Source organism: Sorangium sp. So ce1036 (assembly GCF_051369805.1).
In the GTDB taxonomy this organism is placed as follows: Bacteria; Myxococcota_A; Polyangia; order Polyangiales; family Polyangiaceae; genus Sorangium; species Sorangium cellulosum_F.
In genome coordinates this window covers 3,366,689-3,381,378 of record NZ_JBBMOX010000001.1, presented here as the reverse complement: position 1 = coordinate 3,381,378, position 14,690 = coordinate 3,366,689, and the positions used below count along the sequence as shown (strand labels likewise).

The window sequence follows — 14,690 nt, the reverse complement described above, 5'->3', positions numbered from 1 at the left end:
ACGATGACGTTCTCCTGCTGGGGCCATCAAGAGGCGATCCCAAACGTCATCGCGCTGCGCGCGTTAGATACTTGGGCGGAGAGCCGTCTACCGATCTCAATGAAGAGCTTGCGCGTCCTGATGGGCCGCCGGTCTGCGTGGCGCTCCCACCGACACCACGCGGCCTGCTGAGCCTCTGTCGGATCTGCGCTTCCGTGGTCGAGCGAGGGCGCGCGCTGTTCGTCGTTGATCTCGGCCCGGACGCCGCCGGAGCATTTCCGCAAGGGCCCGGCCCAGGCAGGGCCACATCCCTCGATGTCGCGGAGGCTCTGCGACGCAAGCCGCCTGTGGTCCCATGGTCGAAGCTCGAGACAACCCTCGCGGCCACGCTCTGGAGATTGTGGTGCCGCCGCTCGCCCGTCGCCTTTTCCAGGCTCTGCGCATCTGGGAGCATGTTCCACCCGCAGCTGGCCAACCTTGGGCGTTATCATGCCGGACTCTTTCCACGACGGGCAGGCCATGGGCTCTTGCTATCGCGCTTTGACGAGCTCCTCCTGCGACAGCTATCGCGAGAGTGGCTCTCGCCGGTCAAGGTTTTTGTCAACGCGATCAACGCTGAATCCGAGCTCGACGCATGGCTCTCACACACGGGAGACCTGTACGTGGCCAAACGGCTCAATGATTGGCATCACCACACGCGAGGCCGCATCATCGAACGCCGGAACGCGCATCACCCGAGACCTTCCGAGATGACGAGATGGTCCTTTCGATGGCGCGCGGGCAGCGAGAAAATCCTCGACGCGCTGCCGAGCGTGCAAGCGGCACCCCCCGTATCCATTGGAGGTGCCACCGCGTATGATCCCGACCACGTATGGGTATACCAATTGAATGCACGAGGCACACCTTACCTGAGCCGATCTGGCGCCGCATCGTCGGGCGACAGGCTGGAATAGGACCTCACGGATTTCTCGCGGTATTCCGGGTCTCCAGCGCTGCCGCGCGGGCCCTGCGGAGGAGACGCCCTCTCGGATCAGGACCACGGCAGCGGTGTTCCGCGCTCGACGTCCCCCGCGCATCGAGCGATGAAAGCGATCGATAGACGTCACGAGACGTCCTGACAGCAGAGCACGAAAGCGCGAGCGCCGTTCAGCTCGCCGGGCTACCCTCGCTCCACCACGGAGGTACCATGCATCATCTCCGCCCGGTGAACACCGTATCGAGCTTCGTCCTGCTCGCCGCGGTCACGTCCTGCGCGTCGGGGTGCGGCGCGAGCGAGGGGCCGGACGGCTCCGGAAAGGCGGCTCCGGTCACGACGTTCGAGGCGACGGCAGGCCCGTGGACCCTCGATCCCGGAGGCGAGAAGACGGAGTGTATCGTCTTCCGGCTGGACAACCCCGAGGGGGCCTTCATCCGGCGCCTCCGCGGGTGGCTCGGCGATGGCTCCCATCACATGACGCTTTACAAGTCGGTCGATGCGTTCGAGCGGCGCGAGCCGTTCCCGTGCGCGGCGTTCGAGAGCTCGTTCAGGGGCGACCGGCCGATCTTCATCGCCCAGCAGCGGCAGACGGAGCTGTCGTTCCCTCGCGACGAGGAGGGCACGCCGATCGGGTTCAGGATCGAGCCTCATCAGATGGTGCGGATCGAGATGCACTACGTCAACATGTCGCCCGATCCGACCAGCGTCGAGAGCCGGATCCTCCTCGAGACCGTGCCGCTCTCGACGAAGGTGGTCGAGACCGACATCGCGTTCTGGACCACGTTCGACATCGAGATTCCGCCCAGCTCGGCCCACGCGACCGAGGTGAAGTTCACCCGAGGCCTCGAGGGCTCGCGATCGTTCGCGCTCACCACGCACCAGCACCACCTGGCGACGAGGATGCGCGTCTGGCACGCGGACAGCGCGAGCGACGCGGAGGGGCGGCTCGTCGCGAACAGCACCGACTGGGCGAATCCTCCGCTCGAGATCTTCGATCCTCCGCTCGCGTTCGGGGATGGAGGCAAGACAGGGCTCGCGTTCCAGTGCGAGTGGACGAACCCGACGCCCCGCACGGTGACGGTCGGTGAGAGCGTCGAGGACGAGATGTGCCTTTTATGGCACTACTACTATCCGTCGAGGGGGTTTCACTACGTCGTGGTGCCCTGAGAGGAGAGATCGCGATCCGCCCGAACGCCCAGCGTGCACGTGAGCCGCTGCATCATCCCCCTCGTCCTCACGACCCCCTCCCCCGCCGGAGCGCTCTCCCCTCTGCCCTGCCCTCTCGGCGCGGTCCACCGCGCGACCAGCGCGGCGCTCTCGACGGCCTCCCCTCTCCGCCGCGCGTCGCCGACCGCGACGTTCAACGCCTCGAGACACACCCTCTCCCTCCCCCACCGCACCCGCGCAATCCCCCTCTCCCCGAGCGAGATCGCCGGCATCGCCCGCCGATCGAGGCGAAGGGCGCCCGCGGGGTCGACCGCCACGACCGCGCGCCACGCGCCCTTCATGGCGCGGCAGCGCGCGTCGCTCGCCGCGGTCAGCGTCGCCCAGGGCGCGAGCGCGACCACCTCGCCCGGCGTGCCTCCCCTGGGGTCGAGCAGCGCCACGCCCGCGGTCTCGGGCGCCACGCCGTCGAGCACCACCACGCCCCTCTCGCCGCCGTCCCCCAGGGCGAGCGCCATCCGCCGTCCGCGCAGCTCCTCGCGGTCGAGGCCGATGATGCGCGCAGGCCGCAGGGGCTCCGGCGTGTGCTCCTCGAGGGCCATGCGGCGCCGCTGCTCGCCGAGCACGAGCGCCCGCCCCGGACCGAGCAGCAGGCCGGACGCCCCGCCGAGCACGCCGTCCCCGGGGCCCCGGCGCGGCTCGAACACCGGGAGCGCCCGCGCGCGCTCCGGGCCGAGCAACAGCTCGCCCGCCTCGGTCAGCACGAGCCACGCGACCTCGCCGCCCGCCGCGAGCAGCGGCACCGCGGCCGTACGCTGGGCGGCGCGAAAGCCGCGCAAGGTGAGATCGGTCGCGTCCAGCCGCACGACCTCGCCGCGCAGGTCGAACGGAGGACGGAACAGCGCGCTGTGCGTCCGGATCGGCGCGATCGTCGCGCCGCCCCCCGCCGGCGCCGCGCCGCCGCCCGCCGGGGCCGCGCCGCCCCCCGGCCGCAGCGCGCCGGGCGGCGCCAGCGCCCCCGCCCGCAGCGCGCCGCGCGCAGGAGCCGCCGCGTCCGCGACGATCTCGAGCGGTTCGCCATGGGGCGTGGGCACGGACCACCGCTCCGCGCCCGGGCCGACCTCGGGCTCACCGCCCGGGAGCGGCCCCGGGAGGCCAACCGGCGCGCACGACAGCACCGGCAGTTCGGCCGGCGACCCGGACCGCGCTGGCGGCGCCGGCGGCGCAGGCGGCGCCGGCGGCCGGTCGACACCGCCCGGGCACGCGGCCGCGCCCGGCGCGGCGTCGGGCCGGCTCGCCGTCCGCGGCCAGCAGCCGGCAGACGGCCCGGCAGCGACGGCGGGCGACGGCTCGCCCGCGCCCCAGCCGAGCCGCACCACGCCGGTCAGCGCGCAGCCGAGCGCCGAGCAGACGCCGCGGAACGCCGACGGCGGCACCGGCGACCGCCCGGCCGCGCGCCACGTCCGGCCGTGATCGAGCGTCTCGTAGAGCTCCGCGCGCCGCGTGACGAGCAGGCCGTGATCGCCGGTCACCACCATCCCCGCCGGATCGGGCGGCAGGGCGTGGGGCGTCACCGACCCGTCCCGCGCGACCGTGACGCCCAGGCTCGCCTGCCCCACGGGATCGGACCACTCGACCGACGAGACCCACCCGTCGACGCCCCCGTCGTCACGCGCGCGAAAGCGCCGGTCGACGAGCACCCCCGCGCCGTCCCGCGACGGCGGCGTCCAGTACCAGCCGGGGAGCGCCCGGCCGAGCCGCACGATCTCCACGCCCCCCTCGTCGCGGCCCCGCGGCGCGCCGACCGGGGCCGGCAGCGCGTCGCGCTCGCCGCGCAGGAGCGCCACCGCGCTCCCGTCGCGGCGCGGCGCCCAGGCGACGAGCGCCTCGCCCTCGCCGACCGGGACCGCGCGCTCGACCCAGACGCCGGGGCCGCGCCGGACGCAGATCGTCGGGTGGACGACCGCCTCGCGGAAGCGACGGTCGCGCTCCTCGTCGCTGACCACCCGCTCCTCCGCGGCGCAGCCGCCGACGAAGCCGAGCGCGCCGCCGTCGTCGGCCACGAAGAACCCGTCGCCGCTGAAGGCGCGCTCCCTCCGCGGCGCCTCGCCGCGCTCGGAGCGCAGGACGTAGCCGCCGGGGCGCTCGGCGTCGTCCCACGCGCACAGGAAGAGCAGCCCGTCGTCCGCGCGCATCGGCGCGCAGCTCAGCCCGTCCGGGAGCCAGTCGGCGACGGGGCCCCGCGTCGCCCCGGTCCGCGCGTCGACCCGCGCGACGACGCCGCGCCGGAGCACGCCGAGCGCGGTCCCGTCCGGCAGGAGCGCGCCGGCGGAGACCGCCGCGGCGAGCGGCGTGATCTCCGCGGCGGCCCACGCCTCCCGCCCGGGCGGCGCGCCCGCGAAGCGCAGGGCGAACGAGCCCGAAGGCGACCCCATCGCGCCGAGATCCCCGTCGGGGCGGCCCAGCCCGCCGTCCGGCAGGATGGCCACCCGCCCGAGCGCCGTGACGAGGGAGAGCGCGTCCGGTGCGACGCCGATGCCGCGCGGCGCGAGCCCGATCCGCCGGCCCACGTCGATCCACGTCCTGCCGCCGTCGGCCGTGGTGGCGGCGCGGCCGAAGACGTCGAGGCGCACCGCGCGCGCCGCGTCCAGGGCCGCGAGATCGTGGATGGCCGGCGTCCCGAGCGCCCGGCCGCGATCCTCGCCCGCGAGGAGCACCCGCGGCCCCTGGTCCGTGAAGATCACGACGCCCTCGAGGCCGTTGCGCGCCCCCCGCACGGCGCGGGCGCCGCCCCCGAGCGCCACCTCGGCGAGCGGTCCCGTGAAGTCGCGCGATCGGAACGCGCGGCCCCGGGACCAGTGCAGGAAGCCGCCGCCGAGGCGCGGCGCGATGGCGAGCGAGCCGACGAGGGGCTCGCCGGCGGCCCACAGCTCGGCCTCCCAGGCCGCCGCGACGACGCGCCCGCCGGCGGCGAGCTCGAGCCGCGCGCCGCCCGCGACCACGCGCTCGGCCACGGCCGCGCCCGGTCCGTCGTACGTCACGCGGAACGCGCCCTCCGCGGTCCCGTGGAAATAGCGCGCCCCGGCCGGCGCCTCGCCGGACGCAGGGGTCGCGCCGGCCGCGGCCTTCGCGCGCGCGGCCGGCGCGCGGGCAGCGTCGCGACCCCCGGGGACCGGGCCGGGCGCGCGTGCACAGGCAGCCGCCGAGAGGGCCGTGAGCAGACCGAGGGCGCGCGCCAGCATCGAGGGACGCATGACGGTATCCTCTGCGGCGACGCCGTAAAGAGAGCTGAACCACCCCCGCGGGTCGCCGGACGCGAAAGGCGCCGCGCGCCGCGGTACGCTGCGGCCCGCAGCGCGCTGCGGCCCGCCGCGCTGCGGCCCCCTCCCCTCCCGAGCAGCCTGTGCCCACCCCTCGCCGCCTCCGCCGCCCCACCCAGGAGGAGCTCCTCGCCGCCGCCGGCAAGACGGTGCCGGACATCCTCGCCCCCGACCTCCGCGTCCTGTTCTGCGGCATCAACCCGGGCCTGTACTCGGCGGCCGTCGGGCATCACTTCGCCCGCCCCGGCAACCGGTTCTGGCCGGCGTTGCACGCCGGCGGCTTCACCGATCGCGTGCTGTCACCGTACGAGGAGCGCGCGCTCTTGAGGCTGGGTTACGGGATCACCAACGTGGTGGCCCGCGCGACCGCCTCCGCGGACGAGCTGTCGACGGACGAGCTCGCCGCGGGCGGGCGGGCGCTCCAGGCCAAGGTGCGGCGTCACCGGCCCCGCTTCCTGGCCGTGCTCGGGATCGGCGCCTACCGGAGCGCCTTCGGGCGCCCCCGCGCCACGCCTGGCCTGCAGCCGGAGATGGTCGGAGATACCCGGATCTGGGTGCTGCCGAACCCGAGCGGGTTGAACGCCAACTACCAGCCGCGGCAGCTCGCAGCGATGTTCCGCTCGCTGCACGACGCGGCCGTGTCCGACCTCGCCCCGCCGTGATCGCCGGCGCGCCCGCCGAGGTCCTGAATCAACCAAGCTCGTTCGTCCGCGCTCAGGGCACGGAGCCCGCCCCCCCAGCGACCACCAACGTGAACGTGGACGTCTGAGCGTCCATCACATCCCGCCTAACTTCGCGAAATCCCTCGCATTTGCCCAGAGAGCAAAGTCCAATCATTTCGAGTGCTTGAGCGAGATGTGACGGATGATGAAACGTGAACGTGGACGTGGTCGTGAACGTTCAGGTTGGTGACCGCTGGGAGCGGGGGAGGGCGGAAGGGCGCAGGGAGCCGCGTCTTAATCCGGCAGCGCGTTCTCCTCCTCTTGCGGCACCTTCGCGCGCGCCCGGCGGGCCTCCTCCCGCAGCGTGGCGAGCCCGGGCGGCCCCTCGGGCGCGCGCGCGCTCCGGCCGCCCAGCGCGGCGAGCCAGGCCAGCGGCGAGTCGGCCGCGCGCTGCGCGACGAAGAGGACTCCGCGCGTCGTGTACTGCGCACAGCCGTCCTCGCACACGGGCAGGACGAGGCGGAGCCCCCCGCCGACGCCTCGGCTCACGAGAGGAACCACGCGAGGCTCCCCCGCCTGAGGGAACACGACGATCTCGATCGCACGCTCGATCAGCACCGCGAGGGTCGGCCCGGACGCCTCGGGCGGCTCGGGGAGCGGCAGGGGCGCGCGCTCCTCCGCGTCGACGCGGCCCGGGGGGAGGGCGAAGAGCCCTGCCCCATCGGAGGCGCTCGCCGGCGACGAGGGCAGCACCCCGGCGAGCGCTCCGATCAGACAGGCCAACGTGAGTCCGATTCGCATGCGTGGCTCCCTCGACGGCGGCTCCGGAGTCACGTCAGCAGGCCCCATGCCAGCCGCGGCCGCCGGTGGGCGCGGGCTCGACCTCCAATAGCCACCCTCCGCGCGCCGCGCGCGACGGATCGCCACGGCGCGGCGGCCGCGGGGGAGCTCGGCAGTCTGCTGCGGCCCCGCGGGCGCCGCTCCCCCTTGCCAGGCGGCCGGGGCGCCGTTAACCGTCTCCGGCATGCCCGACCGAAAGCCAGGGCTGGCCTCTCACGAAACGAAGGCTCCCCTCCACCCCGGCGCCGCCCCCTCGACCCCCCCCGAGCCCGTGGCGAGCATCCTCCTCGTCGACGATCACCGCGCGAACCTCCTCGCCCTCGAGGCCGTGCTCGATCCGCTCCGCCAGCGGCTCGTCGCTGCACAGTCCGGGGAGGAGGCGCTCGAGCACCTCGCGCGCGAGGAGTTCGCGCTGATCCTCATGGACGTGAAGATGCGCGGCCTCGACGGCTTCGAGACGGCCGCCCGCGTGAGGGGGCTCGATCAGGCCCGACACACGCCGATCATCTTCATCTCCGGCCTGCCGGAGGACGAAGATCGGCTGTACCGCGGCTACGCCCAGGGCGCGGTCGATTACGTCGTCAAGCCGTACAACCCCGACATCCTCCGCGCGAAGGTGGCCGTCTTCGTCGAGCTGCACCGCAGGGCCGAGCAGATCAAGCGGCAGGAGGCGGCGCTGCGCCAGCTCGAGCGCGAGGCGAGCGACGAGGTGTTCCGGCGCATCATGGACACGAGCATGATGGGCCTGCTCTTCAGCGACTACGAGGGCCGCGTCCTCGAGGCGAACGACGCGTTCCTGTCGATCGTCGGCTACACCCGCGAGGACCTCAAGGCCGGCCTGCTCAACTGGCGGCAGATCTCCCCGCCGGAGTACGAGCACGTGCACCACGACGCGGTGAGCGAGCTGAACCTCCACGGCGTCACGAAGCAGTTCGAGAAGGAGTACATCCGCAAGGACGGCACGCGCGTGTCGGTCCTGGTGGGCTCGGCCCGGGTCGAGAAGCAGCGGCGCAACCTCACCTACGTGCTCGATATCAGCGAGCGCAAGCGGGCCGAGGCCAACGTCAGCCTCCTCGCGAGCGCGGGGGAGATCCTCTCGTCCTCGCTCGATTTCCGCGAGACGCTCCGGCAGCTCGCCGAGCTCGTCGTCCCGGTCCTGTCCGACTGGTGCGCGATCGACATCCAGGCGCAGGACGGGCCCATCCAGCGCGTGGCCGTCCAGCACACGGACCCGCGCAAGGTGGAGCTCGTCCGCGAGATCGAGGCGCGGTACCCCGTCGATCCCGACGCCCCCCGCGGCGTGCCGAGGGTGCTCCGGACCGGGGCGACCGAGTGGCTCGCCGAGATCGACGACGCGCGGATCGTCGCGGCGGCCCGGGACGAGGAGCACCTCCGGCTGGCCCGCGAGCTCGGGCTCCGCTCGTACCTCATCGTGCCGCTGGCCGCGCGCGGCCGCGTCCTCGGCGCGATCACGCTCGCGCACGCGGAGTCGGGCCGCCGCTACACGAAGGCCGACGTGCAGTTCGCCGAGGAGCTCGCCCGGCGCGCCGCCCTCAGCGTCGACAACGCGCTCCTGTTCGAGCGCGAGGTCACGGTCCGCAAGGAGGTCCAGACGCTCGCGGAGGAGCTGAAGCACAGCGAGGCGCAGTTCCGGCTGCTCGCCGAGACGATGCCGCAGCTCGTGTGGACGAACCGGCCGGACGGCCACCACGAGTACTTCAACCGGCGCTGGTACGACTACACGGGGACGACGCCCGAGGACACCGCGGGCGAGGGCTGGAGCCGGATCATCCACCCGGACGAGCGCGCGCAGGCGCTCGAGAGCTGGCGGGAGGCGCTCCGCACGGGCGAGCCCTACGAGAGCCAGTGTCGGCTGCGGCGCGCCGACGGGGTGTATTGCTGGTTCATCGGCCGGGCGGTCGCCGCGCGCGACGGCTCGGGCCGCATCGTCCGCTGGTTCGGCACGTACACGGACATCGACGAGCAGAAGCGCGCCGAGGAGGAGCGGCAAAGGCTCGTGCAGGCGCTCGAGCGCAGCAACAAGGAGCTCGATCAGTTCGCGTACGTCACGAGCCACGACCTCAAGGCGCCGCTCCGGGGCATCGCCAACCTGTCGCAGTGGATCGAGGAGGACCTGAACGACAAGATGACGCCGGAGAGCCGGAGGCAGCTCGACCTGCTCCGCGGCCGCGTCCACCGGCTCGAGAACCTGATCGACGGCATCCTCAGCTACTCGCGCGCGGGCCGCATCCGCGAGAAGCCCGAGGCGATCGACGTGGGCAAGCTGCTCCGGGAGATCGTCGAGCTGCTCGCGCCGCCGCCGGAGACGCGCGTGGCGATCGCCCCCGACATGCCCACCCTCGTCACCGAGCGCGCGCCGCTCCAGCAGACGTTCCTGAACCTCATCAGCAACGCGCTGAAGCACGCGGGGCGCGCCGATCCGGAGGTCCGGATCGGCGCCCGCGACGCCGGCCCGTTCTGGGAGTTCTCGGTCAGCGACAACGGGACGGGCATCGCGCCCGAGTACCACGATCGCATCTGGGGCATCTTCCAGACGCTCAAGGCGCGCGACGAGGTCGAGGGCACCGGGATCGGGCTGTCGGTCGTCCAGAAGATCGTCCTGAGCAAGGGCGGGCGCGCGTGGGTCGAGTCCGCTGTCGGCGCCGGCGCCACGTTCCGGTTCACCTGGCCGAAGGTCGAGGCCCGGGAGCCGTCGTCCCCGGGGTGATCCCGCGGGACCGCCGCGCCTCTCGGGGCCGCGCGCCGCGGCGGTGCGGCCGGGCCGCCGCCCGGCACGGAGCTTGAACTGCCCCCCTGGACAGCAAGCGGCTTGAAGGGATCGAGCGCCGCTGACGGCGGCGTCGAGGAGGCCCTGCGCCTCCTCCATGGCTCCTTCACGGCGCCCGGCGTCACGCCGCCCGAGGCGCGCCACGACAGATGTGGCATTTCGTCACGCGCCTTTCGCGTGCTCGATCGGCTGCATCGTGGACATGCGGCCGCGCGGGGTGTTCCTGCGTGTTCCTGCGGTTGGTCCGGCACCTGCAATGCCTCCCGGCACGAACCGGCGGGCGTCATGTCCGTCACAAGGAGACGAGAGCCATGTCGAACCGATTGAACGATGCGGTGGGGACTGCGAAGGTTGTCTACGAGTCCGCGAAGGACGGCGCGGGCGTCGCGGCCACGAGCGCGAGGGCGACGCTGTTCGACGTCGCGAAGGCGGCCGTCGGGATCGCGACGACCATCAGGGCGCTGGGCGTCGACGACGCGCTCGGCTGGGTGGGGCTGTCGCGCAAGCGGAGCCCGATGACGACGATCGCGGTCTTCGGCGCCGGCGTCGCGCTGGGCGCGGGCGTGGCCGCGCTGCTCTCGCCGACGTCGGGCGAGGCGCTGCGCCGCGACCTCCTGAACCGCCTCGACGGCCTGAAGCACAAGGCGGGCGACGCGCTCCGGCAGGCCGGCCGGGAGGCCAGGCAGGCCGAGCGCAAGGTCGAGGAGAAGGTGAACGAGACGGTCGACTCGATGAAGGGGGCGGTCAGCTCGCCGGAGGCGAGCGCCGGGAACTCGCATTACGGTCTCGAGGGCTCGGGCGAGCGCGGTCACCACCTGAGCTGAGGCGCACTCCGTGTGGCTCGAGGCCATCATCACGCGGGAGGATCTCGCCCAGGTCCTGGGCGAGCTCCTCCCTGTCAAGATTCACCTCGACGACGACGAGAAGACCGACCGGTGGCTCTACCTCGACCGGGCGACGGCGATCACGCTGGTCGAGGACATGGGGTTGCGCGTGAGCTGTCCCGCGGAGCTCAAGTGGTCGATCGCGGGCGTGACTCCCACGATCAAGCTCGATGAGCTCACGGTGCTGATCTCCCCCGAGATCATCGAGAAGAACAAGGGGAGCGTGCTCGGGTTCAACCTCGAGCTCGAGGCGGCGGACATCCGCGGGATCCCCGCCATCATCGACAACACCGTCGTGAAGGCGGTCAACTCGGCGCTCGCGAGCAAGAAGCTCGAGTGGAACTTCACGAAGACGCTCACGCACACCGTGGGGCTCCCTTCCCACCTGGAGCCGATCGAGGGGCTCCACATCGGGGTCGCGTGGGGCAAGCGGCGCATCGGTCAGGAGGCGCTCGCGCTCGTGGTCTCCTTCAAGCTCAGTTTCGTGCGCAACGACTGAGGTCGGGGCGCGGCAGGCGCGGCGGCGGAGGCTCGCCCGGAAGGCGCTCGCCCGGAGACAGAGCCGGGATGAGGTGGCTCCGAGCGGACGCGCCGGCGGGTGGGGCCGTGTTCGAGCAAGAGGGCCCACGCTCCTCCGGCGCCGGAAGAGCGTGGGCACATGGGAGCTCGGCAGCCCGCAATCGGGCCTTTTCGGGGCGAGCTGACCGGGAAGCCCCGGTCAACCCGCGTGGGGCACCAGGCGGATCGCGGGGGGACGGCCGCGGAGACCGCCCATGAGCGCGCCGGCGATGTCGGAGTGCTTCACGAGGCCGAGATAGCTCTCCCCGTCGAATACGGCCACCACCGGGGTATTCTTCTCCACCATCCGCCGGCCCACCTCGTCCAGCGAGACGTCCGCGGCCACGCGTGGGACATCGCAGCGCATGATCCAGGCGATGAACGCGCCCTGCTCGCCCGCCGCCAGCGCTCGCATGATGTCCGCCCGCGTCACGATGCCGATCACCCGATCCTCGTAGACCACCGGGAAGTCCGGCTCGTGGCTCACCAGGATGCGGCGCGCGGCGTCGCCCACGAGCTCGCCTGGCCAGAGGTGGACCGCCCTGCCCTCCAGCGGCCGACGCTCGGACAGCGGCGCGAGCGGCGCCATCACCGCCTGCGCCGCTCGCCACTCCCGCCTCGCCCCCAGAAAGAGCAGCGCCGATAGCGCGCAGACCAGGAGCTGATCGCCGAACAGGCCGAGGAAGAACAGCACCGCCGCCGTCCCCTGCCCGAGCGCCGCCGGGATCGACGCCGAGAGCCACGCGCCGGCGACCGGCGACAGGACCTCGCGCAACACGCGCCCGCCCTGCAGCGGCGACGCGGGCACGCAGCCGAGCACGGCCAGCCCGAGGTTCACGCTGGCAATCCACGCGATCGCGGTCTCGCGCGAGGGCGCCTCGGCGGCCTGAAGCGCGGACGCCCACGGGAGCTCGCCCCCGCGGTGCGCCGCGACGAGCAGGAAGGACACCGCGGCGAGGGCGAGGTTCGCCGCGGGGCCGACCAGGCCGCGCCATGCCCCGCCGTCGACAGGACACGATCGGCGCGCGACCGCGCCAGTCGGCGAGAGCAGGATATCGCGCACCCCGGGGCCGAGGCGCCGCGCGACGAGCCCGTGAACGAGCGCGTGCAGCGCGACGCAGACGAGCAGCGCCCCCCCGAGCGCGCAGCCGAAGAGCGCGCCGCCACCGCCGTGCCGCGCGCCCCACTGGAGCGCGCCCAGCGGGATGACCAGACCGAACGCCGCGTGCACAGTCACATCGATTCCGCCGATCCGCCTGATCCTGATGACCGAATTCATGGCGTGTCGCTCCTGGGTGCTCGCGCAGGCAGCTGCGCAGGGGGGCAGTTCAGAGCTGCCAACGCCCCCTCCCCCAGGGGCGTGGCGAGGACCCTCGTCGCGCGGTCAACGGCTGACGGGCTATTTCCCGAATCTTTCTGATTTCACTGCAAGCCATATGCCGGTTTTCTGCTCAGGCTGCGCGCTGTCCGCGCGCAGGTCGCGGCGAGGAGACGCGCGGCCGGGCGCGAAGCCGCGTCGGGCCTTCGCTGGTCGTGACGTCGAGCGACGTGCTGGAGAGAGGGCCAGTGCGCGGGCGCGGCGCGGCGGAAGAGCGCGCCGGCAGCGCCGCACACCGGGGTGTCGCGGTGTGGCATTTCGCTACCTGATCGACTCGAAGCGCGGGAGCACGAGCGCGCCCGCGATCACGAGGAGCCCCCGCGCGACCCGCTCGAGCGCGCGGGCCCGGGTCCGGAGCGCGCGGGGGGACGGACGCCGCGGGGCTCCGGGCCCGCGCGGCGCCGTGGCGAGCGCGGCAGGGAGATCCGCTGTCGACAGGAGGCGCACCGGGCTCATCCATCGTGTGCGCCGCCGCAACGGCACGGGCCGTGCCGCCGTGTAGGCCCCCGCCGCGCCCCGCCGGACGTCCACGCCATTTCCTGGCCATTCTCCGGGAGTACGCGCTCTCGCGGAGGACGATCCAGGGTGGAGGCGCCTTTGTCACGCTGTGGCAAAACGCTACATCCGCGCCCGGCGCCGCCATCATCGTCCCAGCCGGCGACCTGCGCGCGCGCGGCATGTGACGTGCACCTGCACAACGCGGAGAGTCGGAGCTCCGTCGGGGGACACAGCAAAGGACCCGCCTATGTCAGAGCGCATCTGCCAGGTTGATGATTTCGTGCGGCTCACGGAGGAGACGGAGCGACTCGCGAAGCATGTGGAGGACCTCCGCCACCGGATCGCCGCGACGAACGCGAAGCGCCGCCCATCCTCCGGCACGCTGCCTGCGCAGAACGGCGCCGTGAACAGCGCCCCAGGCGAGGCTCCGTATGGCTCGCTGTCGGAGCGGCCGCCGCACGGGCCGCTGTCGGAGCGGCCGCCGCACGGGCCGCTGTCGGAGCGGCCGCCGCACGGGCCGCTGTCGGAGCGGCCGCCGCACGAGCCGCTGTCGGAGCGGCCGAGCGGCTCGCGGGCGGAGCGGCCGAGCGGCTCGATGGAGCGACCGCACCACCCTGCGACCCCGGTCCCCGAGCGGACCTCGTGCCTCGCCAGCGTGTCGCGGTGGCTGCCGCCGCTCAGCCCGGCGCAGGGCGCCGTGGACTCGGACGCTCACGAGGGCATGTCAGAAGCAGGGCGCTACTGCATCATCTCGCCGCGCAGGGAGCGAGCCCCTGTCCGGCCGAAGCCGCCGAAGTCCGACGTGGCCTGAGACAGCGCACCATCATCCACCTCCGCCCCTGCGCCGTCGACAGGATACGGTGGCGCAAAGCTTGCCAGTCCGCGCGCCTACGGTGGATGCACGTTCCGGCACGTCGCCGAGGCGAAGAGGCTCGATTTCGAGCTCTCCGCCGGATCTGCCGCCCGTGATGTCCACCGACGAGACGGGGCTTCAGCAGGTGCTCAAGAACCTGCGCTCGAACGCCTTCAAGTTCACCGAGCGCTGCAAGGTGATCCTGGAGGTGACAGTCGCCCGGGAGGGCTGGAGCCGTGAGCACGATGTGCTCAACCGGGCCGACGCGGTGATCGCCCTCTCCGTCCACGACACGGGCATCGGGATCGCGCCAGACAAACAGCAGATCATCGTCGAGGCGTTCCAGCAGAGCACGAGCCGCAAGTACGGGGGCACCGGGCTCGATCGTGGGGAACGACGTCGTGTTCGCGCGCTCCCTCGTGGACGTCGCGCGGGAGCGCGGCTTCAAGGCGGTCGTCGCGCTCCGCGGCGCGGCGGCGCTCTCGCTGATGCGGGAGCTCCGGCCGTCGGCGATCACGCTGGACATCAGACCTCGACGGGTGGCGCGTCCTCGACCGACTACCTCTCGAAGCCGGTCGACACGGAGCAGCTGCTCGCGCTGCTCCGGCTCTGGCTGCACCGCTGAGCTCGTCGCCCTCGCCGACCGGCGCCGCGCGCGGCTCCCCCGCCGGGCGCGGCCGGCGGTTCGCATGCGCAGCGAGCGACGCCGCGATGTGGCGTCCCTGCACGAGCGCCCCGTGCGGGCCGTCCGCAACCGACGCCGCAGCCGCGGCCGGAACCGCGGCGGTGT

At 73.2% G+C, this 14,690-nt stretch carries 11 protein-coding genes; 7 read left to right on the top strand and 4 right to left on the bottom strand.

Annotation, left to right across the window (positions count from 1 at the left end):
* Positions 1-1,165 precede the first annotated feature (1,165 nt).
* A complete protein-coding gene (locus WMF31_RS13015) occupies positions 1,166-2,122 on the top strand; it encodes a hypothetical protein (RefSeq protein WP_436602248.1) in 957 nt (318 codons plus the stop codon).
* On the opposite strand, the gene WMF31_RS13010 is transcribed toward WMF31_RS13015, so the two are convergent.
* Complete coding sequence (locus WMF31_RS13010) at positions 2,104-5,373, bottom strand: hypothetical protein (RefSeq protein ID WP_436602247.1); 3,270 nt, start codon at positions 5,371-5,373, stop codon at positions 2,104-2,106. The genes WMF31_RS13015 and WMF31_RS13010 overlap by 19 nt on opposite strands.
* A gap of 149 nt (positions 5,374-5,522) precedes the next feature.
* On the opposite strand from WMF31_RS13010, the gene mug reads away from it, so the two are divergent.
* The gene (gene mug, locus WMF31_RS13005) at positions 5,523-6,101 is read left to right on the top strand and encodes a G/U mismatch-specific DNA glycosylase (RefSeq protein WP_436602246.1); all 579 of its coding nucleotides are present in this window, start codon (positions 5,523-5,525) and stop codon (positions 6,099-6,101) included.
* Between the two features lie 294 nt (positions 6,102-6,395).
* Here the strand turns inward: mug and WMF31_RS13000 are convergent, their stop codons facing one another.
* Positions 6,396-6,902: a hypothetical protein gene (locus tag WMF31_RS13000; RefSeq protein WP_436602245.1), complete on the bottom strand. Its 507-nt coding sequence runs from the start codon at positions 6,900-6,902 to the stop codon at positions 6,396-6,398.
* A gap of 310 nt (positions 6,903-7,212) precedes the next feature.
* Between WMF31_RS13000 and WMF31_RS12995 the strand changes: the two genes are divergently transcribed.
* The 3 genes from WMF31_RS12995 to WMF31_RS12985 all read left to right on the top strand — a co-directional run bounded on the left by WMF31_RS12995 (position 7,213) and on the right by WMF31_RS12985 (position 11,112).
* The gene (locus WMF31_RS12995; protein WP_436602244.1) at positions 7,213-9,669 is read left to right on the top strand and encodes a PAS domain S-box protein; all 2,457 of its coding nucleotides are present in this window, start codon (positions 7,213-7,215) and stop codon (positions 9,667-9,669) included.
* 371 nt (positions 9,670-10,040) lie between these two features.
* A complete protein-coding gene (locus tag WMF31_RS12990; RefSeq protein WP_436602243.1) occupies positions 10,041-10,553 on the top strand; it encodes a YtxH domain-containing protein in 513 nt (170 codons plus the stop codon).
* 10 nt (positions 10,554-10,563) lie between these two features.
* Positions 10,564-11,112 (top strand): hypothetical protein, encoded by a 549-nt coding sequence (locus WMF31_RS12985; protein WP_436602242.1) that lies wholly within the window; start codon positions 10,564-10,566, stop codon positions 11,110-11,112.
* 219 nt (positions 11,113-11,331) lie between these two features.
* Here WMF31_RS12985 and WMF31_RS12980 read toward each other — a convergent pair whose 3' ends face one another.
* Together WMF31_RS12980 and WMF31_RS12975 are read right to left on the bottom strand one after the other, a co-directional pair.
* The gene (locus WMF31_RS12980) at positions 11,332-12,450 is read right to left on the bottom strand and encodes a CBS domain-containing protein (RefSeq protein ID WP_436602241.1); all 1,119 of its coding nucleotides are present in this window, start codon (positions 12,448-12,450) and stop codon (positions 11,332-11,334) included.
* A gap of 360 nt (positions 12,451-12,810) precedes the next feature.
* Positions 12,811-13,005, bottom strand: coding sequence for a hypothetical protein (locus WMF31_RS12975; protein WP_436602240.1), 195 nt, complete (start codon positions 13,003-13,005; stop codon positions 12,811-12,813).
* Positions 13,006-13,294: 289 nt separating this feature from the next.
* Between WMF31_RS12975 and WMF31_RS12970 the strand changes: the two genes are divergently transcribed.
* Both WMF31_RS12970 and WMF31_RS12965 read left to right on the top strand, forming a co-directional pair.
* Complete coding sequence (locus tag WMF31_RS12970; RefSeq protein ID WP_436602239.1) at positions 13,295-13,858, top strand: hypothetical protein; 564 nt, start codon at positions 13,295-13,297, stop codon at positions 13,856-13,858.
* 157 nt (positions 13,859-14,015) lie between these two features.
* Positions 14,016-14,525, top strand: a complete 510-nt coding sequence (locus tag WMF31_RS12965) for an ATP-binding protein (protein ID WP_436606549.1) — start codon at positions 14,016-14,018, stop codon at positions 14,523-14,525.
* Positions 14,526-14,690 lie beyond the last annotated feature (165 nt).